Genomic DNA, 23931 nt, shown 5'->3' with positions numbered 1-23931 from the left:
CCCGTCGGTCGGGAAGTGGAAGCGGCAGTTCCTGGAGGCCGGCCGCGCCGGTCTGGCCGCCGGCGGGGCGTCACGGCCGTCGTCGTGTGACGAAGCTCGCGCGGTCGCGGTCGACGAGCTCAAGACCGCGTCCGGCGAGGCTCATGTCGCTCCGTGGGCGTAGGAGAGGCCGCCGGAGGGGCGGCTGACCCCCGCCGGGATCTCGAGGTGAACCGCGACGACGACGCGCTGCCGACCTCAAGATTCTGCGAGCTGATCGGCATCCCGCGCCGGACCCAGGCCTGCGGCCCGCTCGGGAAGAGGCCGTGGCCGACGCCAGTCGTCGACCGCCCGGAGCCAAGATCTTGACGCGGCACACCCGGGCGCCCATCGAGCATGGCAGACTCCCGGCGGTACGGTTGACGTGTAATCATCTGACTACCCTCGCACAACTGCCCGGCAGATCAAGGAGATTCCAGACCGATGAGCTCTCGCGTGCTGGCGCTGGGCCACTACCAGCCGGCCAGGATGTTGACTAACGATGATCTGTCGAAGCGGGTCGACACCAACGACGAATGGATTCAAAGCCGGGTCGGCATCCGCACCCGCCATATCGCCGACGACGAGTCCGTGGCAGACATGGCCGCCCGAGCCGCCGAGAAGGCCCTCAGCTCCGCCGGCTTCACAGGCTCCGACATCGACCTCGTCATCGTCGCCACCTGCACCGCCCTCGGCCGCTCACCGAACACCGCGGCCCGGGTCGCAGCCCAGATCGGCTCCCCCTCCCCCGCAGCTCTCGACATCAACACCGCATGTTCCGGCTACCCGCACGCCATGGCAGTCGCTGACCAGGCCATCGCCGCCGGCTCCGCAACCAAGGCACTGGTCATCGGAGCAGAGAAGCTGTCCGACTTCACCGACTGGTCCGACCGCACCACCTGCGTGCTCATCGGCGACGGCGCCGGCGCCGCGGTGGTCGTGGCCTCGGAAAAACCGGAGATCAGCCCGGTCGTCTGGGGTTCGATACCCGACATGGGCCATGCAGTGGTCATCGAGGAGAAGTTCTCGCAGGAAGGCCAGGCGGTGTACCGCTGGGCCACGACCGCTCTGCCCGCGATCGCCCTGCGCGTCTGCGAGCAGGCCGGAATCAGACCGGAAGACCTGGGCGGCGTCGTCCTCCACCAGGCCAATCTGCGCATCATCGAACCGATCGCGCGAAAGATCGGCGCCGTCAACGCGATGATCGCACGCGACGTACAGGAATCAGGCAACACCTCGGCCGCCAGCATCCCGCTCGCCTTCTCCAAGCTGGTCGAAGGCGGAAAGATCGAGAAGGGCTCGCACGTGCTGCTGTTCGGATTCGGCGGCGGACTGTCATACGCAGGCCAAGTCGTCCGCTGCCCATGACAGCCGCGGCGGCGCGACGCCGCGCGGCTGGAGGGAGCGCGGGCCCGAGCGCCGGCATTCGCCCCCAACCGCGGCACGGCGGCACCCTCGGCAACCCGCGATGGCCGTCTTTGTCCCGGAGCGACACACCCCCACCCCGGACGATCAACCAGCCCATCCCGATCTACACCACGCAGTGGGACTCACCCAGCCGTTGGTCACTCGTCATCGACAGCGACCACTCGTCCACATGAGACGGCGTCCAGTGCCACGGGTACTCATTGCACTAACTTCGCGAGGTACACCGAAAGATGTGACCTAGATCACTTCCTTAAGCGCAGCGACTCGGTATGGCTGGGGCCTAGGGCTGCGGCTGGTTCTTGGCGGCTGCCGGTCGGTACTGCATGATCCATGTCTCGACGTCGGCGGGTTGCCAGAGACGGACCGTACCTTGATCGATATGAGGTGCGGGGAAGTCTGGGCGGTGAGAAAGCTGGCGGGCACGCTCGGCCGTGATGCCGAGGCGTCGTCCAATATCGCCCGTCGTCCACAGGTCGTTCTCGCCCATGGGCTACAGCCTATTGCGGCACCCCAAGCATCTCGCTACTCTTGGGGTGCCCCAATAGGCGGCCCTGGCGGTGAGCTCCTACCCTCTCCGCCAGGGCCTTGATCTCGCACCCTCCTGGAAGGGAACGTGACCTATGCCCATGATCTCAGATGGTGAGTCTCGGCTGCCGGACAGCATGCGTTCGGATCTTAGTGTGGTGCTGATGGCGCATCCGGCGAAACCTCCGGCAGTCGAGATGCCGCCGGTCATACCGGGTTTCCAGGTCCGTCGGCCGGTACTCGTGTTTCCGGGCGGCATGCGGGTCTGTGTCGACGCTATGAGCACGGATCGTGAGGCGGCTACCTGGTGGGCCGATCTGGCGGTACAGGCTACGTATGCGTCCATCTGGCACGGCAACCGACCGGAAGACGAGCGAGAGATCACAAAGAGCGAGTAACGCAAGACCCGCGACCGTGCGGCGGCCGGTGACCTCGCCTGGGGTTGCCGGCCGTTCGCCGTTTCCGGCCTTCAAGGCGGTAGAGAAAGTCTGCGACGACATACCCAGGGCCGGGCACGTCAGGGGCGGACATCCCGCGCTGACCACTCGTTGGCGAGGATCGAATACAAGATGCTGTCGCGCCATGCGTCGTTGGTGTGGACGTGGTCGCGGAGGCGTCCTTCCTTCGCGAAGCCGAGGTGTTGGACGACGGCGATGGATGCAGGGTTGTTTGGGCCGATCGCGGCGGTGATCCGGTGCAGGCCGAGGCCGGCGAACCCAAACCCGATGATGGTGCGGACGGCGTCGGTGGCGTGGCCGTGGCCCCAGTGGTCGGCGTGGATGGCGTAGCCGAGTTTTGCGGCTTGCACGCCGCTGAGGCCGAGGCGGGCGAAGCCGATCAGGGTCGCGTCGAGGTCGACGGCCATGTAGAACTCGGTGCGGGGCTGCTGGCGGGCACGGTCGAGTATGCCGGCGAGCATGGTGTCGGACTGTTCGAGACTCTTGGCGTCAAACGCTAGGTAGTCGGTGACGCGCCGATCGCCGACAAGGCCATGGACGGCCTTGCTGTCGTCCGCGGTGAACTCGCGGAGCGTGACGGCCGTACCGGCGAGCTGGAGGGGGTGGAGGGTCACCCGTCTACCGTGGCAGAGCGTTCGCGGGAGTGCGGGTGAAGGTCTCTATCTCCTCTTGGAGGCTACGGGCGGCCGGGTCGACACCGAGATCGGACGTGGCGATGGCGCGGTGAAGGCGCTGCACAGAGTGCACGATTCCGTTGATCCGTTGTTCGGGGATCAGACCGAGGACCGGCATGACGGCATCGGCGGCGCCGTCGAGGTCGCCGCGGGCGATGCGGGCGAACGCAAGGCCAGTGTGGCTGCCGGCCTGGTCACCGAACGCCCACTCGGGCCGGTTGGTGTCGCTGTAGGCGTCCACGGCCTGTGCGGAGTAGGTTTCGGCGCTGTCGGCTTCGGTGGGTAGCCAGTGCAGTGCGTCGGCGGCGTAGTAGGTCTGGCGGGCGTGGGAGAAGGTGCAGATGCCGCCGATCTCGTCGAGGTCGTCGGATGTGACCTCATCTGCGGCGCGTTCGGCCCGTTCGATCGCGGCGCGCGTCTGCTCGACGTTGCGGACTGCGGCCCATGCGCGTGCTTCGCTGAGGGGGAGCCAGACGGCGACGGTGCCGCCGCTGCAGGCGGCGAACGCGGATCCGGCTTGCGCGTAGCGAAGGGCTTCCCGCGGCCGGCCAGACCAATAGGCGATGAGGGATTGCAGTCCGCGCACCCATGCGCGTAGCCCGTCGTGGTCGGCCTGCTCGGCGCAGACGAAAGCGGTGCGCGCGTGGGTCATGGCCGCGTGGGGGACGCTGAGATCGTGGGCTGCCTTCCCGAGTAGTCCGCCGATCACGCCGCCGAGTAGGTAGAGCTGCTGGGCCTGGGCGGGTTTCTGCCGCCGTTCGAGGAGGCTGAACAGGTTGTCCTGTACCTCGGCGAGCGGTCCGAGGAGTTCGGAGAGCGGTTGTTTGGGATAGGCGACAGCGAGCGTCCGAACGTCGTCGTAGACCTGTTCGATGGTCTCTGCGGTCAGCGTCGCCTGATGGGTCAGAACGAACTGACGGGCGCGGTGGGCAGCCATGTTGACTATCTCCTTCTGGTGGCGGCGGTCAGCCTCGCGGTGTCCGTCGGGCTCGGCGCATGTCTCCTGGTTGTGCAGGCCGACCAGATCGCCCCCGGCGTTCAGGGCGTCGTCGATTGCGTGTATGAGGCGGGGTGACGGGGTCTTCGCGCCGGTCTCGACCTTCGAGATCAGGCCCTGGTCGACGTCGACGCGGGCGGCGAGTCGTTGTTGGGACAGGCCGGGGGCGGTCCGGCGGCGGCGTATCTCGGTGCCGAGCATCGCGGACATGACGCCATCGTGAACCCGCCTGCCCTGGTCGGGGGCCATGACCTCGGCGTGGGCATATGTACGGGGCACGGTCATACATTCCTCCGCCCTGCGATCCGGATCACGATTGCGGTAGCGGCTCCGGTCGGGCTGACGCAGGGTCCCCGGCCGGCGCCGAGGACCGACGGGAAGGGATGTGGAGATGGCCACGGCGTTGGATGAGTCGATCGAGGTGGAGATGGCGCAGCCGTTCACCCCCGCGTGGGAGCGTATCCCGGGGGTGTCGGTGGACGGCCCGATACTGCGGATCGACCCGGCGGAGTACTTCTTCAGGCGTAGCGACCGGCCGGTGTGGATGTTGGTGGACTGGGACCTGGTCACCGACAGGCTGTTGCCGCTGTCCGAGACGGACACGGCGGCGGTGGAACAGCAGGCGTTGGAGTTCGTCCGCGCGTTCGGTCAGCGCACCGATGATCCGGCGGCGGTTCTGCGGACGGCGGATCAGGTGTACGGCTACCTGTTCTCCCCGGCTGTCATGGACGATCCGGATCTTGACGTGAGCGCGCGGGACCTGCGGATTCTGCGGGAGTCGGCGACGTTGGCGGCGTTGAACCGGGTGGAGCTGTCCGGGGACATCTCCGACATCGGGCCAGCGTGGTTCTTCGCGGCGACGGCGCAGGTGGTGTTCGATCTGGATACCGCGGCGGCGGAGCGGATCGATGACCTGTACCACGGCGGGTTCTTCAACGAGTATCGGCGGGTCGCCTCCGTCCGGGCGCACACGGCGCTGGGCGGCCGGCTGGTGCACGGCTGCCAGTCGTCGCCGAACATGTCCGGTGGTGTGGTCGCGCCGTACGGGGTCGATCTGGCCCGGTTCCGCGCGGACCTGGGCACGATGAAGCGGGAGTGGATCGCGTCCATCCGCGCCCTGGCCGGTTCCGTCGCGACGGCCTGAGTCCCTGGGGCCGGCCGGTGACCGTATCCCGCCGTCACCGGCCGGCCTGTGCTCTCGTGGCGGGAAACGTCGTCGGAGATCGAGAATGGATGACACACCACAGTCCGCGCTGCTGGCCGGGCTGGTTGACCAGATCGGCCGGGGCATGCCCCTGTCCTGCACGCGGGTCCGGGTTTGGGGGATGTCCGGGGTGGAACGGGTCCGTTTCACCGACGGCCCTGGTCTGATCTTCAAGTGGGCACGGGAGCCGTTCACCGCGGAGGCGGACATTCTGCGGCACGTTCGCAGGCAGGGTGTGCGCGTGCCGGCGGTGGTCGCGAGCGTCGTCCGTGACGGCATGCTCGGCATGCTGCTCGAAGACCTCGGCTACGCCGATCGGGACGCGACCGGGGACTATGCGGTGCGGGCGGCCCTCGCGGTTCATGACGCGACCCCCCCCGACGCGCTGCGGCTGCCGGTGGTGGACGGGGCCGCGTTGACCGCGTTGCCCGGTCGGGCGCTGGCTCGGCTGGCGGAGCTACGGGCGGCGGGACGGTGGACCGCAAGCACCGACCTTGACCGGTCGTTGCGGGTGCTGGCGGCGCACGCCGATCGGCTCGCGGACGGGGCCGGCGTTGCCCCGTTCGGGCTGTGCCACAGTGAGTTTCACCCGACCAGCCTGCACGTGCGGGGGGACGGGTGGTGGCTGCTGGACTGGGCTCGCTGTTTCGTCGGCCCCCAGGTGCTCGACCTGGCTTCCTGGCAGGGCACCCAGCAACCGGCGGACCCGGCGAGCCTGCGGCGGCTGATCTGGGCGTACATCAGGGCCGGCGGGGCGGCGGAGACGTCCCGGCCTCGCGCGGGCCTGCCTGCGGAGGTGTGGGCGCTGGGCTGGCACCGGCTGTGGATCATCACATGGTATCTCGATCAGGCCACCGTGTGGATGCCAGACCCCGGGCGGGACGATTTCGTGGCGTCGGTGGTAAGCCGGCACCTTCACGAGGTGACGGCGTTGCTGTGGGCACCGTCGCTGTGAACGTCGGCGTGTGGGAACGTCACGCCCGTGCCCGGATCGCGGCCGGTGACCTCCTCCATCCCCCCGGCCCGCCGCGTTTCGCCTGGACACGTACCGGGGCCGGCGACCCCGGTGCCGCGCTCCTCGGGGATGTGTCCGGCAAGACGGTGGTGGAACTCGGATGCGGCACCGGCGATAACCTCGCGTACCTCGTCGATTACTGTGGCGCCCGCGGTGTCGGCGTCGACGCGGCGCCCTCCCAGATCCGGCGGGCGCGGGCACGCTGGCCGGCACTTGACCTTCGCCACGCCGATGCTCTGCGGTTCCTGTTCACCGAGACCGAGCCAATCCACGTGTGTTACAGCGTGTTCGGGGCCATCGGCCTGACACCCGCGACGCCCGTGCTGTGGATGATCCGACGCCGGCTCTCCACGCCTGGCCTGCTGGCCTTTTCCGTCCGCGCCGTAGATGAGGGCATGAAACGGCCTACCCGCTCGGGTACGCGCTGGTACCTCCACGCTCCGGAGAGCTGGAAGCGCCTACTACGCCGGGCTGGCTTCAGCGACATCGACATTCGTGCTGCCGACACCCACCTGACCCCGACTACGCTGATCGTCACCGCATGGGCGTAGGGGTCGGCACCCCTGTGCTGGGGGGGCGCGTTCCACCGGCGGCCGATCAGGCCCCGGAACCGGTGCTGATCCGTTCCCGGTACCGGCTCGCCCGGTAGACGCCGAGGATGCGGTGGTCGGCGTAGAAGGACAGCTCCTCGAAGGCGCGGGCGACGGCCGGCTCCTCCGGGCTGCCCTCGATGTCGGCGAGGAACTGGGTGGCGACGAAGCCCCCGCCCACCATGTAGCTCTCCAGCCGGGTCATGTTGACCCCGTTCGTGGCAAAGCCGCCGAGGGCCTTGTAGAGCGCGGCGGGCCGGTTGTGCACCTTGAAGAAGAACGTCGTGACGATCGGGCCGACACCGGCGGCCGCGCGCAGGTTCTCGCCGGACAGAATCAGGAACCGCGTCGTGTTGTGGTCCGCGTCCTCGAGATCGGCCTGGAGGATCTGCAGCCCGTACGCCTCGGCGGCGAGCCGGGAGGCGATCGCGGCCCTGGTCGGATCGCCGGCCTCGGCGATCTCCCGGGCGGCCCCGGCGGTGTCGGCGTGGGCGACCGCCGTCAGACCCAGCGTGCGCAGCGCCTCCCGGCACTGGGCCAGCGCCTGGGGATGGCTGTGCACCGTCTTCACCTCGTCGAGGGTCACCCCGGGCAGGCCGAGCAGCTGGTGACGGATCGGCAGGAAGTACTCGCCGATGATGTGCACCCCGGGGCGGGGGAGCAGATGGTGGATGTCGGCGACCCGACCCGCGGTGGAGTTCTCCACCGGGATCATCGCCAGGTCCACCTCACTCTCCTCCAGCGCGGAGAAGCACTCGTCGAAGGTCTGGTAAGGGACCGCGTCGTAGTCTGGATAGACGTCCCGGCAGGCGATGTGGGAGTTGGCTCCCCGCTCGCCCTGGAACGCGATCCTCTGTCGGGCGGTCATCCATGTCCTCGAATCCGCTGGATCGGGTACCGGCTGGGTCCGTACCGGTGCCGGTGTTGACTCCTCGACCGTACAGTTCCCGGGCGACAGTCCCCGTGCCCGAGAGCGGGCTCAACCGTCGGCGGCGAGCGTGCGCGGCAGCGTCCGTGGCTCCGTCTCGGGCGGGAGCAGGCGGATGGCCTGCCAGGCCTGCGTGAGCCCGGCCGCATCGTCGACTCCGAGTTGGACGGCGCCGACGTCGAGCCGGCTGCGGAACCGTTCGTCGGCGATTTTCAGCGCCACCGGCCACCCGAACGCCTCCGCCGCGGCGAGGGCCTCGGCCTGGTTGCCGACCCGCCGGCTCGGCCAGGCGCGCAGGCCGACCCCGGCCAGCAGGGTCGCGACGGCGGCATCGGGCAGCCACGCCCCGTCCTTCGGGTAGCGCTCGGCCTCGGCACGGGCGCGGTCCAGGCCGATGCCGGCCAGCACAGGGACGCTGCCCTGGTCCCGGGTCCGCCAGGCGGCATGATCGGCCGCGCGGGACAGCGCGAGCGCGGCCGACTCCGGCGAGGCGTAGGACGGCACCGACCCCGGGCCCGGGGTACCCGAGCCGTCCCGGACAGCCAGATGGGCAGGGATCCCATCCTGCCCGAGAAAGGAGGCGAGCACCGGCAGGCCGCTCTCGACGGCCACCGCGCGCACCGAGCTCGCCAGCCGGTCGACCTGCGCGTGCGGGGTGACCAGGGTGATGATCGCGTCGACGTCCCCGGAGGTCGCGACCGCGCGCAGCGCGGCGTCGAACCGGTCCGGATCGGCCAGCGGCCCGAGATCGACGGGGTTCGTGGCGTGCCGATGGCCGACCAGCGTGGCGAGGCCGGCGCAGGTCGACGCGGACAGCGCCGGCACGCCGAGCCCGTAGGTACGGCAGGCGTCGGCGGCGAGCGCCGCGAGCGCGCTGGAGGTCCCGACGATGCCGACCCGCCGGCCGGCCGGCAGCGGTTGGCAGGCCAGCAGTTGGGCCGTGTCGAACAGCTGGCTCAACGTGTCGACGCGGATCACTCCGGCGCTGCTGAACAGGGCGTCGATGTCGCTGTGGGCGGCCTCCCGCCCGCTCTTGAGTGCCACGACCGGCTTGTGCCGGCTGAGCTCGCGGGCGATCCGGGCGAACCGGCGTGGGTTGCCCAGGCTCTGCAGATGCAACATGACCACGCCGGTTCGTGGATCGGAGCGCCAGTACCGCAGCAGGTCGTTGCAGGAGACGTCCGAGCGGTCCCCGATCGAGACGAACGTGGAGATGCCCAGGGCGCGCCGGGAGGCGTCGGTGAGGAACGTGCCCGCGAGCGCCCCGGACTGGGTGAACAGGCCGACCCGGCCGGGCGGGGGGTCGCCGACCGCGAAGGTGGCGTGCAGCCGGACCGTCGGGACGGTGTTGATGACGCCCATCGCGTTCGGCCCGATCAGTCGCATGCCGCCGTCACGGGCGATCCGGATAACGTCCGCGAGCCGGGCCCGTCCCTCGTCACCACCGTCGGCGAAGCCGGCCGCGACCACAATGACGGCGCGTACCCCCTTCTCCGCGCAGGCCCGCATGACCTCGGCGACCCGTGGCGCCGGCACCGCGACGACCACGAGGTCGATCTCGACTGGGACGTCACACAGGTCCCGGTAGGCGTAGACGGATGCCACATGGGTTGCCGCGGCGTTGACCGGATAGACAGAGCCGGTGAACTCGCTGGTGAGCAGCCGGCGGAAGACCTCGTGACCGACCGAGCCCGGCTCGCGGCTTGCCCCCACCACGGCGACCGTGCGCGGGTGGAGCAGCCGGGCGATGCTGCGTGACTCCGCCAGGTTCTCCCGCAACGGATGCCTCCTCGCTGGTTCGTCGCCGGTTCCTCGCTGGTTCGTCGCTGGTTCGTCGCCGGTTCCCGTCGGCGGTGGGGAAGACCGCGACGCCGGCGCGACGCCGTCCGGAAGCGAGATTTACTCGTGTCGTCGCGGGTAGGTCCGGGTACGTCCGGACAGCATCAGGCAGTCAGCGAGGTGACCATCATGACCGATCCTGGGACGTCGCGCCTCCCGCGGGACGACGCGAAGCAGCAGCAGCTCGACGCCGTCCGAGTCGGCGACGACGGCGCCCGCATGACCACCGACCAGGGGATCGGTGTCGAACACACCGACGACTCGCTCGCGGCGGGGGAACGCGGTCCGACGCTGCTGGAGGACTTCCACTTCCGGGAGAAGCTCACCCGGTTCGATCACGAGCGCATCCCCGAGCGGGTCGTCCACGCCCGCGGTGCCGGTGCCTACGGGTACTTCGAGGCGTACGAGTCGCTCGCCGACGTGACCCGGGCGCACTTCCTGGGCGAGGCCGGCCGGCGTACCCCGGTGTTCGTACGGTTCTCGACCGTCGGCGGTTCCCGCGGTTCCGCGGACACGGTCCGGGACGTACGCGGATTTGCCGTCAGATTTTATACCGAGGAGGGTAACTTCGATCTCGTCGGTAACAACATGCCGGTGTTCTTCATTCAGGACGGTATCAAGTTCCCCGACTTCGTCCATGCGGTGAAGCCGGAGCCGCACAACGAGATCCCGCAGGCATCCTCCGCGCACAACACCCTGTGGGACTTCGTCAGCCTCGTCCCCGAGTCGATGCACATGATGATGTGGCTGATGTCGGACCGGGCACTGCCGCGCAGCTACCGGATGATGCAGGGCTTCGGCGTGCACACCTTCCGGTTCGTCGATGCCGCCGGGCAGGGGACCTTCGTCAAGTTCCACTGGCGGCCGAAGCTCGGCACGCACTCCCTGGTCTGGGACGAGACACAGAAGATCGCGGGCAAGGACCCCGACTTCAACCGGCGGGACCTGTGGGAGTCGATCGAGAACGGTACGTTCCCGGAGTGGGAACTCGGCGTGCAGCTCGTGCCGGAATCCGACGAGCACGCGTTTGACTTCGATCTTCTCGACGCGACGAAGATCATTCCTGAGGAGCGGGTGCCGGTGCGGCCGGTGGGACGGCTGGTGCTCAACCGCAACCCCGACAATTTCTTCGCCGAGACCGAGCAGGTGGCGTTCTGCGTACAGAACGTCGTCCCCGGCATCGACTTCACGAACGACCCGCTGCTGCAGGCCCGGCTGTTCTCCTACCTGGATACCCAACTGATCCGGCTCGGCGGCCCGAACTTCGCCCAACTGCCGGTCAACCGGCCGGTCGCGGCGGTGCACAACAACTCCCGCGACGGTTACGGGCAGCATCGCATTCAGCAGAGCCAGACGTCGTACTTCCCGAACTCGATCAGCGGCGGTTGCCCGGTGCTCTCCGATCCGGCGCACGGGGGGTACGTGCACTACGCCGAGCGGGTCGACGGGAACAAGATCCGTAAGCGGAGCGAGAGCTTCAAGGACTTCTACAGCCAGGCCACCCTGTTCTGGAACAGCATGTCCTCCTGGGAGCGGCGGCACATCGTCGACGCGTTTAGCTTCGAGCTCGGCAAGGTCGACTACACCCAGATCAAGGAGCGTGTCCTGGGACATCTCGCCCAGGTGGACCACGAACTCGCGGCTGGGGTCGCCGAGAACCTCGGGCTGCCGGTGCCACCGGAGAGCACCCCGAACCACGGACGGTCCTCACCCGCGCTGAGCCAGGCCGACCAGCCCAGCGGGGTGGCCACCCGCAGGATCGCGGTGCTCGCGGCGGACGGCGTGGACGAGGTGGCATTGCGTTCGGCCACCGCCGCGCTGCGCGAACAGGGCGCGATCCTGGAGGTTCTCGCGCCACACGGAGGCATGCTCGCCACGGTGTCCGGCGACGCGCTGCCGGTGGACCGAACGCTGGTGACCATGTCCTCGGTCCTCTACGACGCGGTGTTCGTCGCCCCGGGCGAGCGCGGTGTCACCGCACTGACACACAACGGCGAGGCCGTGCACTACGTCGGCGAGGCGTACAAGCACGCGAAGCCGATCGGCGCAGTCGGCGCAGGGGTGTCGTTGCTCGAGATCGCCTCCTTGCCGGGCGCGCGGGTCGCCGACCAGGGTGACGTGGTGGTGTCCGACCGGGGTGTCGTGACGGTCCGCGACTTTGCGGGGCCGTCCGTGCTCGACGACTTCGGTTCCGCGTTCACCACGGCCGTGGCCGCCCACCGGCACTTCGACCGCGCGCTGGAGGCCGTCGCCGCGTAGGGCCGGGCGCCGCGTTGCCGCGTTGTTGCCGATGGTGCCGTCGTGCCGTCGTGCCAGATCGTGACGGTCAAGGCCCGTCAGGTCTTCGAGGAGGCCGGGTTCGCGCGTGATCATGGCGGTCCGCCGGCGTCGTACCGGCGGCGGGCGGCGTGGACCTGGTCGAGGTGCGAATCCGCCCACGTCACCAGCGTCTGGAAGACGGGCGAGAGGCTGCGACCCAGATCTGTCGGCTCGTACTCGACCCGTGGCGGCATCTCGGCGTGATACGTGCGCGAGACCAGGCCGTCTCGCTCCAACTGTCGCAGGTGACCGAGTACCGGGTCGTGGACAGGGTCTGCCCGTGCTGCACGGCGACGACCGCTGCCTCCAGCCCGGCGGGAGTGACCGGCCGGGTCGGCTACGGGCCGGGTCTGCTCGCGCGGGCGGCGTGGCCGGCCGCGTTCAGTCCTTCGGGGCACGCCCGGCCGGGTTGGTCCGGACCGTGAACCCGGATCGGGAGAGGATCGGCACGGGACCGAACGGGATGGCCCGGATGGAAACGGGATGGCCCAGATGGGGATGGTGTCGTGCACAGGTTCGAGGACCGCTGGGTGGTTTCCGCCAGTGATCTTGTCGATGTCGTCGAGTGTGGGCATCGCGTCGGGCTTGCGCACGCGCTCGCCGCCGGGCTGGTGACTGGGGAGACATCGGATGACGGGCCGCGCCGGATCGACCGGGTGCGCCTGACCCCCGCGGACACCACTGCCGTGCGGCACGGCGAGGCGCACGAACGACGCTGGCTGGAGCATCTGCGCCGGTGTTTCGGCGCGGACGGGGTCGTGGCGATCGAGCGGCCCGCCCCCACGCTCGCCGCCCTGGCCCGGGCCCACGAGCGGACCCGCCAGGCGTTGGCCGCCGGGGTTCCCGTCGTCTACCAGGGGGCGCTGTTCGACGGCGCGTTCCAGGGGCGCCCCGACTTCCTCATCGCGGCGCATCTCGATCCGATCACCGGCGCGTCGACCGGGCCCGCGGTCGCGGGCCGCTACGAGCCCTACGACGCCAAGCTCGCCCGGCACGCCAGTCCGGGAGCCGTGCTGCAGCTCGCCGCCTACGCGGCGGCCTTACCGTCGGTGGGCGTACCCGTTCCGCGGTTCATGCATCTGTTGCATCCCGCGCAGCGGGCCACCGCTCCCGCGCCCGGGGTTGTGCGCAGGTTCCGGGTCGACGATGTCGTGCCGATGGTCGGGCACGCGCGAAGCCGTCTCGCCGATCGGCTGGCGGTCGCCCCCGTGGTTCCCGAACCATCCTGGGCCGAGCCCCGGTCGGCCTGCGCCACCTGCGCGTTCAGCGCGCACTGCACGCGCGGCCGGGCGGAGGCCCGCGACCTGTCGCTGGTCGCCGGGCTGCGCGGCGACCAGCGACGGGTGCTGCGCGCGGCTGGCATCACCGCGGTGGAGGAGCTCGCCGCGGCCCGCGACGACCAGCGGCCCGCGACGATGTCCCCGGCGACATTCGCGGGACTGCGTCTTCAGGCGGAACTGCAGGCCGCGCAGGATGCGACGCGGACCGCGGACGACCCGGTCGGGACGGTGACCGTCCGGATGACCGGCCCGGAGGGGCTCGCGGCCCTTCCGGCGCCCGATCCCGGTGACATCTACTTCGATATGGAGGGCGATCCGTACGCGCTGGACGCCGCCGGTCTGGAGTACCTGTTCGGCGCGGTCACCCTCGCGGACGGCGAGGTCTTCCGGGCGTTCTGGGCGCATGATCGGGCGGGGGAGCGGCAGGCGTTCGAGCGTTTCGTCGACTGGGCGACGGAGCGGTTGCGCGCGCACCCCGGCGCGCACATCTACCATTACGCGCCCTACGAGCCGAACGCGTTGCGCCGGCTGGCCGCGCGACACGGCACGCGGGAACGGCAGGTCGACGATCTGCTCGCTGGGCACCGGCTGGTGGATCTCTACGCCGTGGTCCGGCGCAGCCTGCGGATCTCCCAGCCGTCCTACTCGATCAAATACCTCGAACCGCTGTTCCTGCCCGGTGCCCGGCAGGCCGAGGTGAAGAACGCCATCGACAGCATCGTGGCGTACGAGAGCTTCCTGGCACACCGCGCCGCCGGGGAGCTCGCCGCGGCCGACCGCGTCCTCGCTCAGATCGCCGACTACAACCGGATCGACTGCGTGTCGACCCACCGACTGCACCGCTGGCTGCTGGGCCTGCGGGAGGCCGACGGCGGCACGCCGCGGATCGACCTCGCCGCCCCGACCTCCACAGCCTCCGGCACCGACCCGGTAGACCCCGCCGACGCCGACGCCGCCGACGACGCGCTCGTCGACACCCTCGTCGCGGGTCTTCCCGACGACCCGGCTGACTGGACGGACGACGAGCGGGCGCGCGCCCTGCTCGCCGCGGCCGTCGGATACCACCGGCGTGAGAACAAGCCCGCCTGGTGGTCGTACTTCGCGGCGCTGACCGCCGATCGCGCCACGCTGGAATCGGCTGACGACTGCGCGGTCCCGGTGAGCTGGACCGTTGTCGAGGACTGGGTCGAACCGGCCGGGCGACGGCGGCGGAGTCGTCGACTGCTGCAGGCCCGCGTCGATGCGGACCGTCCGCATCCCTTCGACCGCGGCGAGGCGGTGCGGCTGCTCTACCCGGGACCGCCCGGGGCCGAGGGCGTTACCACCGACGCGGTCGTCGAGCGGGCCGAGCCGCACACGCTGCTGCTGCGGGAGAGCGTCGCCCCCGACGACGTGGCCCGCAGGCCGCCCCTCGCCGTGCTGCCCGGATCGCCGGTGCGTCCGGAACCCAAGCCGGCGGCGATCCGCGACCTCGCCCGCCGGACCGCCGACGCCCTGCCGGACCTGCCTGCGGACCCCGCGTTGGACCTGCTGCGCCGTCGCCCCCCGCGGCTGATCGGCCGGGGCGACCTGCCGGCGCCCGGCGAGCACGACGGAGACCAGATCGCCGCCGTGCTCGCCGCGGTGAGCGCGCTCGACGGCTCCTACCTGGCCGTGCAGGGGCCGCCTGGGGCGGGCAAGACCTACCTCGCCGGCAGGCTCATCCGCCATCTCGTCGAGCAGGGGCGCACGGTCGGGGTCTGCTCGACCAGTCACAAGGCGATCGAGAACGCGATGCTCGCCGCGACCGGCCAGCCGCCGGCGGACCCGAATCCCGCGGACGCCCAAGCCGCGGATACCGGGGCCGCCGACGCCCGGGCCGCGGACGCCGTGCCCGCCTGGCGCCCCGCGGTGCCCGCCGCGAAGAAACAGCGGTCCGGGGCGAAGCCGGCTCAGGCGGCTCCGGGCGTGTTCCCGCCCTGGGACGGTCCGCGGGATCTGCGGGCACTTGCGGCGTGGCGCCGGGAGCACCCCGAGGGCCACCTGGTCGGGGACACCGCCTGGGCGTTCGCGAACCCGGTGCTGCGTGGTGACCCCTTCGACGTTCTGATCATTGACGAGGCGGGGCAGTTCGCGCTCGCAGATACCCTCGCGGTGGCCGGCGCGGCCCGCAACCTCGTGCTCCTCGGCGATCCGCAGCAACTGCCGCAGGTGGTGGCCGGCATCCATCCGGACGGCGCGGACGCCTCGGCGCTGTCGCATCTGCTCGGCGACGCCGAGGTGATCCCGCCCGAGTTCGGCTACTTCCTCGATCGGACCCGCCGGCTGCACCCGGCCGTATGCGCGCCGGTGTCGGCGCTGGCGTACCGGGGGCTGCTGCACGCGCATCCGGTGGCCGGGACGCGCGCCGTGGCGGGTGTACCGGCCGGGCTGTACCTGCACGACGTCGAGCATCACGACAACGGCACCCGGTCGGACGAGGAGGTTGCTGTGATCCGTGACATCGTTCGCCACCTGCTCGGTCGTACCCTCGTCGACGGCGGGCCCCCGCGCCCGCTCCTCGGCAGCGACCTGCTGGTCGTCGCCCCCTACAACCGGCAGGTGCGGGCGGTCGAGCACGCGCTGGGCAAGGCGGGCCTGCCCGGGGTGCGGGTCGGGACGGTGGACCGTTTCCAGGGCCAGGAGGCAGCCGTCGTCATCACCTCGCTCACCACGTCCAGCTCGGCCCAGGCGCCGCGGGGGCTGGACTTCCTGCTCTCCCGCAACCGGCTCAACGTCGCGATCTCCCGGGCACAGGTGGCGGCGGCGCTGGTCATGTCACCGGCGCTGCTCGACAGCTCTCCCCGTTCGGTCGCCGAACTTCAGCTCCTCGCCGGGTTAGCCCGGCTGCGTGCCATGGCCCGAACGGACCCGCTCACCGTGCGCTCCCCGATACATTCCTGACACTTTCCTGGTACGTTGCCGGAACCTGATGGGTGGTAGCGATGAAGCCACGGAGTCCACTACGCGCCCGCGGCCCCCAACTCTCATGCAGATATGTAAAGTCCGTTTCGTCGGTATTTGTTTGTGCTTATTGTAAAGACGGTGCTAGGATTCGCGACGTCTGGGCAGGTTGGGGAAGGGGATGCTCATGACTCTTACACTGGCTATTCCTAGCCGTATGCAAACTGTTCTGCCTCGGGCGCTCGCGCGCCTGCGGGCCTCATCGGGTGCACACATTACTTTCGGGGGAATGGTCGCACTCCATTCCCGCACCCTGACCATCACCAACGTGGACGGGCCGGGGCCGGCCGGGCTGATCGGTGTCGAGATCCCAGCCGGGATGGGAATCGGCGGTCAGGTCGTCAAGCATTGCCGGCCGGTCGTCATCAATGATCGAGCTGCCGCGCGAAGAGCGCTGCGATCCACCGCCGCGGAGATCGACGACACCGGTCTCGGTGCGATCATGGCGGTGCCAGTATGCGAGGACGGCGCGGTGGCCGCGGTACTGTATGCCGCTCTCGAACCGGATCTGTCATTCGATGAGTCGGCTATTCACGCAGCTATGGCGGTGGCCCGGTTGATGGAACGCGAACTCGGTCTCGTCAGTGGGGGGCCGCGGTCGAGGGTGCCGTCCGTACCGGTCCAGGGGCGGGTGCCGGTCGAGGGGCGGGTGCCGGTCCAGGGACGGGGCCCGGTCGAGGGGCGGGTGCCGGTCCAGGGCGGAATGCCGGTCCAGGGCGGAATGCCGGTCCAGGGGCGGATGCAGGTGCCGGTCCAGGGCGGGGTGCCGGCCGTGCGGCCGGGGGCCGTCCCGTTCCCGCGGATGTCGGGTCTGCCCCGGGAGAGCCTGCGGCTGGCCTACCGGGAGCTTCAGGAGGTCACCGAGCATGTCGCCGACCCGTTCCTGCGCGGTCGCATCGGCGGGGTGTCCGAGCTGCTGCGCGGGCTGCTCGCCGAGGAGACGAAGACGGTCGGACGGCTGACGCTGACCCCGCGCGAGCTGGAGGTGCTTGCCCAGGTCTCGTTGGGATTGTCCAACGTCGAGACGGCCCGCCGGCTGACGGTCTCGCCCGAGACGGTGAAGGCGTACCTGCGCAGCATCATGCGCAAGCTCGGTGTCCGTAACCGCACAGCCGCGGTACACGCCGCGCGCCAGCTGGGAATGCTGCCCTGATCTCAGGGGTCCGCACCGGGCCCCTGCCGGGGGCGTGGCCGTGACTGCCGGTCTGGCAGTCACGGCCATTCGACCCCGCCGTATATTCCCGGCGCCGGTGTACGAGGATCTCGACCGCGGGTCGATGTGGCCTGCCATCGGTGCCATAGCGGTGTTTTCACGCTGTGCGGGCAGGAGTGGCGGGGCCGCCCGGCCGGCGAGCCGAGGCTCAGGCTGGGCCTGAGGCATTGCCCTACTACCTTCGGGATTGCTCCCGGCATTCCCGCCCACTCCTCCTACGCCGCGGCGGCCGCCTACCCTCGAAGATTCTTCCGGCGGCCCTGCTTTCGGCGGCCGAATATCGATCGTGGCCAGACTCCCGCTACACTTCTGCCTCCGGGCGAGGGTAGTTCGGGACCAGGGTCTCAGGCAGGTCTACTTTCAAGGTGGAAGCTCGGGACTTCCTCGCAGTGCTCTCCACGCAGTGCTCCATGCGGTGCTCCATGCCCGGACGCGTGGCCGCTGGCGGCCACCGTCCGGCCGTCACGAGATCCATCGGCACGGGAGATCCTCGAAGGAGCGTCATGCCGTCGTTCGCTGATCCGGCGCAGCAGCGCGAATCCCGCCCCGATCGGGTGACGTATGCCGCGTTGTCGCACGGACGGGACGAGGGGTCGCACGGACGGGACGAGGGCTGGGCCGACCGCGGCCCCGCGCCGACGGGCTCCACCGGCGCACCACCCCGTTCGCTGTTCACAATGGTGGCTGACGCGGCCGTCGTGTACCGGGGAAGGGTACTCGCCGCTGCCTGCCTGCTGGTGGTCGTGCTGCTGCCGTGGAATGCCGGAATCTACGACCAGCTTGCCACCGGTGGTTTCTACGCACCGGGCGATCCGTCGACGCGGGCCGAGCGGCTGCTCGACGAGGAGTTCCCGGACGCGCCCCCCGACGTCGCCATCATGCTGACGTCGGCCCCGGGTATCGACGGGCCGATCGCCGCCCGCCTGGGCCGGGAGCTCACCGGGCGGATTGCCGCGGAGCCGGGGGTGACCTCGGTGCTGTCGTACTGGCCGGGCGGGCCCAACGAGGCGAGCCCGCTGCTGCGTGCGAAGGACGGTCGGTCGGCCCTGATCGTGTTTCGGCTCACCGGTTCCGAGGACCACATCCAGCACCGCCTGAACGCCCTGCACGACCGGTACGCCCACGACGGCCCGGGGGTCCAGGTCCGGTTCGGCGGGGCGCCCGCGGTCATGCGTGACGTGACCGAGCGCAGCCGTGTCGACCTGGCGCACGGTGAGCAGATCTCCACTCCGCTGGTGTTCCTCGTGCTGCTCTACGCCTTCGGCACGGTCCCGGCTGCCCTGCTTCCGGTCCTGGTCGGCGTGGTGTCGGTGGTGTCGAGTCTCGCGCTGCTGCGGCTGGCGGCCACGCTCACTGACGTGTCGGTCTTCTCGGTGAACCTGACGACCGCCCTCGGATTCGGTCTCGCGGTCGATTACAGCCTGTTCATCCTGCGACGTTTTCGGGACGAACAGGACCGCGGGCTGCTCCCGGCGGCGGCGCTGCGCCGGACGCTGGAGACCGCCGGGCGCACGGTGTTCTTCTCCGGGGTGACGGTGGCGCTGTCCCTGACGGCCGCGCTGGTCTTCCCGATCTATTACCTGCGTTCGTTCGCCTTCGCCGGCATCATCGTCGTCGTCGCCTCGGAGGTGGCCGCACTGCTCGTGCTGCCCGCGGCGCTGATGGTCCTCGGTGACCGCATCGAGCGCGGCAACGTCCGGCTGGCGTTGTCACGCCTGAGACGCTCGGGGTCACGCCCGAGGCGCTCGGGTCGCCGGCGGTCCGGCGGCCACCGCGTGGGGGCCGCGGCGGCTGGCCACGGCTGGTCGGCGCTGGCGCGGCGGGTCATGCGCCACCCGGTGTTCTTCGGTGGGGCCGCGATCTTCGTGTTGGTGCTGTGTGCCGCGCCGCTGCGCCACCTCAACCTCGCGCTGGCCGACGACACAGTCCTGCCGGCGACCGCGGAGGCTCACGTCGTCAATGACGCGATGCGGGAGGACTTCGTCGTCTGCCTGCCCTGCCAGATTCCGATCGTGGTGCCCGGAGTGGACGCGCGGGACCCGGGGAACGCCGAGAAGCTGACCGACTACGCGATCCGGCTGTCCGCGCTGCCGGGCGTTGCCCGCGTCGACACCGTCACCGGCAGCTTCCTGCGGGGCGAGCGGGTCGGTGCGGTGCCGAAGACTCCGATGAGGTACGTCGGAACGCATCGCGGCGCCTGGCTGTCGGTGTGGCAGACCGACAGGTCTCCGCTGTCCGAGCCGGCGAAGGACCTGGTCCGGAGGCTGCAGGCGACACCGGCGCCGTTCGGCGTCCTCATCGGCGGACTCGCGCCACACTTCCTCGACACCTCGCATTCCATCAAGCGGAGTCTGCTACCGGCCTTCGCCGTCGTGATGACGGCGACCTTCATCCTGCTGTTCCTGTTCACCGGCAGCGTGCTCCTTCCGCTGAAGGCGATGTTCCTCAACACGCTGAACCTCGCCGCCACCGTCGGGCTGCTGGCGTTCGTCTTCCAGGACGGGCACCTGACCGGTCTGGTCGGCGACTTCCAGGTGTCGGGCACGCTGGAGATGACCAGCCCGGTCCTGATGTTCTTCATCGCGTTCGGGCTCAGCATGGACTACGAGATCTTCCTGCTCGCCCGCATCCGCGAGGAGTACCTGCGGACGGGAGACAACCACGATTCCGTCGCCCGTGGGCTGGGGGCGACCGGTCCACTGATCACGAGTGTGGCGCTCGCTCTCGTCGTGGTCATGGTCGCGTTGTCCGCATCGGACATCAGCATGATCAAACTGGTGGGTGTCGGGCTGACCGTGTCGATCGTGCTCGACGTGACCCTCGTCCGAGCGATCCTCGTCCCGGCGTTCATGGCCCTGGCGGGCGACTACAACTGGTGGGCTCCCGAGCCGTTGCGCCGTCTGCACGCGCGGTTCAGCCTGCGGGAGGACGGCGACGAAGCGGCCTCGCGCGCGGGGGACCTCGGGCTCGGGGGACCCCCCGACCCCGGCAACCGCATGACGACGAAGATCACTTATCGGCGGGGGCGGGGGGAACCCACCCGATGGACCCGGCCTCCGGCCGGGCCGGCCCCGACCTGGCACTACTACCTGCGCCCGCGGCGGCGCGCGGACGGTGGGCCCTTACCGGCCATGACGGGTATCCGGGGTTTCGCACTCGACGGCATCCGCGTCGAAAGCTCATAGGTAGTAAACGCCAATCTTGGTCCTGGTCGGTATTCCCAGGAGCGGACGGCTCCTACGCGCTGCTGCGGGCCTGCGCGGTCCGCCTGCGGTTGGCCTTCTTGATCGCCTCGACGAGATCGTCCCTCGACATCGTCGATCGGCCGGGGATGCCGAGCTCGCGGGCGAGCGCGCGCAGGTGCGTCAGCGAGGCGTTCGCGTCCACGCCCTCGGCGGTCGGCCCGCTGTGCCGGGAGGCGGGCGTCGGCGTGGCGGCCTGCTCGTCGGAGGGACCGGGCCGACCCTTCGGCCGCCAACGGTCCCCCACCTTCTCGTGGGTGTGCTTGAGGGCGGCAAAGGCCGCACGGTGGGCACGCGCACCCTCACCGTAGGTCTCCACCGCCGAGTCGTGGGTTTTCTTCCAGGTGCGGATGGCCTGATCGTCGGAGCGGGCGATGGTGGACGGAACATCGTCCCGCATCTCGTCGGCCTGCGCCTTCTTGTTGGTTTTGTCGGTCCGCGGCTTCTTCCCGACCATGGCACTCCTCCTCCCGAACGGATGCTCAGGTCCTCCCGAACGGATGCTTATGGACCTTCCCGTGACGCTGGGACGTATTCCCCGTCCCCGTTGCCGCCGGGTAGCTCGTGGCTCGTGGTGGATCTCTTGGCGCCTTGATGCACAGGGTAAGGCATCGACTACCGTAGCGTGCCAATGTCTCAACCCTGACGACCCGAAGGACGCCTCATGTCCCATGCCGCTGACCCGTTTCGCCGGCGTCGCCGTGAGCCCGGTCTGTCCCGGCGCGGAATGCTCGGTCTCGCCGGTGCCGGTCTGGGTGGATGGGCGGAGACGCTGCTCGACGCCGCGCCGAGCAGCGCGTCCGCTGGCCCGGCCGGGCCACCGGCCGCAGGGGTCCGACCCGGTGCGGAAGCGCGGGCCCTCTCGGCGCCGGGGACGCGTGTCGTGCTCGTGCCCCGGACCCTGGCCGCCGTGACGAGGGGAGTGGGGCCCGCGACGTCGGATTTCGACATCGGTTACGTGGCCGTCCGATGGACCCGTGACGGGAAGGATCGCGCGGCGGATGGCCGGGCCGGTCCCGGGGGTGCCGGCACGGGGACCGCCGGGACCGCCGGGACCGCCGGTGCCGGCGGTGCCGCTTCTCGGGGCGCCGAGATCCGGCTGCGCCCGCCGGGGGGTGGGTTCGACGCATGGCGGTCGCTGGCGGTCGGCTGTCCGGTGGATCGGGACGACCCGCCGGCCGGGGGGAGGAGCGCCGCCGTGCTGGTCGCCGCGCACCGCGCGACCGGCTACGAACTGTGGTTGCCACCCGGCGCGACGTCCGTGACGTCCACCGCCCTGAACACGACGTCGGGGCCGTTGCAGCGGTTAACGGCACCCATTGTGTCCGCCTACGCCGCCCTTTCCGCGATCTCGGTTTCGCGCGCCGCCCGGTCGCCGGGGCTCTTCGCCGCGCCCAGATCGTCGCCGCCGCCCCGTGTCGCGACCGCGTCTGGGGCGTCGGCGGTCCCCGCTGCGCCGGTCGCCCCCGTCCGGCTGCCGGCGACGCTCGACCTGCGCTACCTGCCCCGGGCCGCGTGGGGCGCGGACGAGTCGCTGCGGCTGTCCCCCTCACCCGGCAGCGGTTGGAAACCGACGTACCACCCGGGCCAGGTTGTCACGGTTCATCACACGGTGACGCCCAACGACGATCCGAACCCCGCCGCCACCGTGCGGGCGATCTACCACTTCCACACGGTCGAGCGGGGATGGTCGGACATCGGGTACCACCTCCTCATCGACGAGGCAGGCACGCTTTACGAGGGCCGGTGGTCGGGAACGGAGAGCGTTCCCGGCCACCGGGAGGACGGCTACGTGGTGACGGGTGCGCACGTGGCGGACTTCAACGCCGGCAACGTCGGCGTCGCGCTGCTCGGTGACCTGCGGACGCGCACCCCCACCGCCGCCGCCCGTCGCACGCTCGTCCTGGTGCTGCTCGCGTTGACCGGAGCGCATCATCTCGACCCGCTCGGCACCGTCCACTACGTCCATCCGGTGAGTGGCAGGCGTCGTACCGTCCCGGCTGTTAGCGGGCACCGCGACTGGATGGCTACCGAATGTCCGGGCGGCGCGGCCTACACCGCCCTGGCAGGTGTGCGGACGGACGTCGCCCGGCAGCTGGTGTGAGGCTCACCGGCTGGTGCCCCGCCGGGTGACGGGGTGGGCCGTGGACGGACTCAGGGGCGCCAGCCGGCATAGACCGCGAACCTGCCGTGCTTGGCGACGCAGTCGACCGGCGCGAATCCGGCGTCGGCCAGCCAGTCGAGCTGGTCGGCGAGCGGCGCGCACCGATCGAAGGACATCCGCCGCAACGCGGCCTGCCACTCGGCGTCGTCTGAACCCGCCGCCCGAGCCTGCCGTTCGTGCATGTCCTCGTACTGCCGGGTCAGGGCGGCAGTCGGGCCGTTGACCTGCTCGAGGTTGACGAACAGCCCACCCGGCCACAGGACGTCGCGCACCCGGCGGAACAGGTCGCGCTTGCCGGGGTCGTCGAGGTGGTGGATGGCCAGCGCCGAGACGACCGCGTCGAACGGGCCGGTCGGCAGGGCGGAGGCGAGGTCCGCGACGGTGACGGCCTCGATCGAGCCGGCGGACAGCCGCGCCCGGGCCTTGGCCAGCATCGGCGCGGCGCCGTCGAACAGGTGTAACCGGACGTCGGGGACGGCCGCGGCGACCGCGGCGGCCAGCAGACCGGTGCCCGCGCCGAGGTCGAGCACCGCCGGTCGGGCGCCACCCTGGCGTGCCACCAGGTCGCCGACCGATCCGTACAGCAGGTCGAAGGAGGGGACGAGCCGGCGGCGCTCCCCGTCGTAGGTCTCGGGATCCCAGCCTGGCGTCTCGGAATATGAGATTACTATCTCATCCATTGGACAATCATACGGTCGGGCCCGGCTGCGCACCCGAACTTCCCGCGCGGGCCTGACGTATCGCACGTCACATTCCCACCTCCTTCTTGACGCGGCAACGTTCACCTACTCAGGGTGAAAAGTGTGCGCACATCTCCATTGCTGACGTGCCGCCGCTGCATCGACTACGGGCGCGCTGAGACCAGCCGCTGTCGCTGACGGCCCCGCGCCGTCCCCCGATCAGGCGCGTCCCCGGCACCTTCGTGGCCGGAGTTCCGGGCGCGCCCTCAGCCGCGCCCTCAGCGCCACCACCCGCGCACCATCGCTTCCGGCGCCGATCTCGGTGCGGTGAGGCAGCGCCCGACGCCGTCCACCGTCCGTCGCCCGGCCACCCAC

Annotated in this window: 17 protein-coding genes; 9 read left to right on the top strand and 8 right to left on the bottom strand. The window is 70.4% G+C overall.

Annotated elements, in window-relative coordinates; genetic code table 11:
- Positions 1–462 precede the first annotated feature (462 nt).
- Complete coding sequence (locus AC08OV_RS14570) at positions 463–1386, top strand: beta-ketoacyl-ACP synthase III (protein WP_476613522.1); 924 nt, start codon at positions 463–465, stop codon at positions 1384–1386.
- A gap of 340 nt (positions 1387–1726) precedes the next feature.
- Here the strand turns inward: AC08OV_RS14570 and AC08OV_RS14565 are convergent, their stop codons facing one another.
- The 3 genes from AC08OV_RS14565 to AC08OV_RS14555 all read right to left on the bottom strand — a co-directional run bounded on the left by AC08OV_RS14565 (position 1727) and on the right by AC08OV_RS14555 (position 4385).
- A complete protein-coding gene (locus AC08OV_RS14565) occupies positions 1727–1933 on the bottom strand; it encodes a DNA-binding protein (RefSeq protein WP_476613521.1) in 207 nt (68 codons plus the stop codon).
- A gap of 555 nt (positions 1934–2488) precedes the next feature.
- The gene (locus tag AC08OV_RS14560; protein ID WP_476613520.1) at positions 2489–3043 is read right to left on the bottom strand and encodes a GNAT family N-acetyltransferase; all 555 of its coding nucleotides are present in this window, start codon (positions 3041–3043) and stop codon (positions 2489–2491) included.
- 4 nt (positions 3044–3047) lie between these two features.
- On the bottom strand, positions 3048–4385 hold the full coding sequence (locus tag AC08OV_RS14555; RefSeq protein ID WP_476613519.1) for a helix-turn-helix domain-containing protein: 1338 nt from the start codon (positions 4383–4385) through the stop codon (positions 3048–3050).
- A 106-nt stretch (positions 4386–4491) separates the two neighbouring features.
- Here AC08OV_RS14555 and AC08OV_RS14550 point away from each other — a divergent pair, with 106 nt between their 5' ends.
- The 3 genes from AC08OV_RS14550 to AC08OV_RS14540 all read left to right on the top strand — a co-directional run bounded on the left by AC08OV_RS14550 (position 4492) and on the right by AC08OV_RS14540 (position 6870).
- A complete protein-coding gene (locus AC08OV_RS14550) occupies positions 4492–5244 on the top strand; it encodes a hypothetical protein (protein WP_476613518.1) in 753 nt (250 codons plus the stop codon).
- Between the two features lie 85 nt (positions 5245–5329).
- Positions 5330–6259, top strand: a complete 930-nt coding sequence (locus tag AC08OV_RS14545; RefSeq protein ID WP_476613517.1) for an aminoglycoside phosphotransferase/kinase family protein — start codon at positions 5330–5332, stop codon at positions 6257–6259.
- Positions 6241–6870, top strand: a complete 630-nt coding sequence (locus AC08OV_RS14540) for a methyltransferase domain-containing protein (protein WP_476613516.1) — start codon at positions 6241–6243, stop codon at positions 6868–6870. The genes AC08OV_RS14545 and AC08OV_RS14540 overlap by 19 nt, the downstream gene beginning before the upstream one ends.
- A 46-nt stretch (positions 6871–6916) precedes the next feature.
- Here AC08OV_RS14540 and AC08OV_RS14535 read toward each other — a convergent pair whose 3' ends face one another.
- Entirely contained in the window at positions 6917–7777 is an 861-nt protein-coding gene (locus AC08OV_RS14535) for a prephenate dehydratase (RefSeq protein WP_476613515.1), read from the bottom strand.
- 111 nt (positions 7778–7888) lie between these two features.
- Complete coding sequence (locus AC08OV_RS14530) at positions 7889–9616, bottom strand: acetate--CoA ligase family protein (protein ID WP_476613514.1); 1728 nt, start codon at positions 9614–9616, stop codon at positions 7889–7891.
- A gap of 189 nt (positions 9617–9805) precedes the next feature.
- On the opposite strand from AC08OV_RS14530, the gene AC08OV_RS14525 reads away from it, so the two are divergent.
- Positions 9806–11935, top strand: coding sequence for a catalase (locus AC08OV_RS14525; RefSeq protein ID WP_476613513.1), 2130 nt, complete (start codon positions 9806–9808; stop codon positions 11933–11935).
- Positions 11936–12045: 110 nt separating this feature from the next.
- Here the strand turns inward: AC08OV_RS14525 and AC08OV_RS14520 are convergent, their stop codons facing one another.
- A complete protein-coding gene (locus AC08OV_RS14520; RefSeq protein WP_476613512.1) occupies positions 12046–12189 on the bottom strand; it encodes a winged helix-turn-helix transcriptional regulator in 144 nt (47 codons plus the stop codon).
- Between the two features lie 312 nt (positions 12190–12501).
- Between AC08OV_RS14520 and AC08OV_RS14515 the strand changes: the two genes are divergently transcribed.
- The 3 genes from AC08OV_RS14515 to AC08OV_RS14505 all read left to right on the top strand — a co-directional run bounded on the left by AC08OV_RS14515 (position 12502) and on the right by AC08OV_RS14505 (position 20655).
- Entirely contained in the window at positions 12502–16197 is a 3696-nt protein-coding gene (locus AC08OV_RS14515; RefSeq protein ID WP_476613510.1) for a TM0106 family RecB-like putative nuclease, read from the top strand.
- Between the two features lie 181 nt (positions 16198–16378).
- The gene (locus AC08OV_RS14510; RefSeq protein ID WP_476619781.1) at positions 16379–17410 is read left to right on the top strand and encodes a LuxR C-terminal-related transcriptional regulator; all 1032 of its coding nucleotides are present in this window, start codon (positions 16379–16381) and stop codon (positions 17408–17410) included.
- A gap of 563 nt (positions 17411–17973) precedes the next feature.
- Positions 17974–20655, top strand: a complete 2682-nt coding sequence (locus AC08OV_RS14505; RefSeq protein WP_476615199.1) for an MMPL family transporter — start codon at positions 17974–17976, stop codon at positions 20653–20655.
- A gap of 52 nt (positions 20656–20707) precedes the next feature.
- On the opposite strand, the gene AC08OV_RS14500 is transcribed toward AC08OV_RS14505, so the two are convergent.
- Entirely contained in the window at positions 20708–21169 is a 462-nt protein-coding gene (locus AC08OV_RS14500) for a ChaB family protein (protein WP_476615200.1), read from the bottom strand.
- Positions 21170–21376: 207 nt separating this feature from the next.
- On the opposite strand from AC08OV_RS14500, the gene AC08OV_RS14495 reads away from it, so the two are divergent.
- Positions 21377–22816, top strand: coding sequence for an N-acetylmuramoyl-L-alanine amidase (locus AC08OV_RS14495; RefSeq protein ID WP_476615201.1), 1440 nt, complete (start codon positions 21377–21379; stop codon positions 22814–22816).
- 50 nt (positions 22817–22866) lie between these two features.
- Here AC08OV_RS14495 and AC08OV_RS14490 read toward each other — a convergent pair whose 3' ends face one another.
- On the bottom strand, positions 22867–23556 hold the full coding sequence (locus AC08OV_RS14490) for a class I SAM-dependent methyltransferase (RefSeq protein ID WP_476615202.1): 690 nt from the start codon (positions 23554–23556) through the stop codon (positions 22867–22869).
- Positions 23557–23931: the final 375 nt, after the last annotated feature.

It is taken from the genome of Frankia sp. CeTa3Moorea (assembly GCF_978021225.1).
Note: the sequence above shows the minus strand (reverse complement) of the source record. Positions and strands in the feature narration are given on the sequence as shown.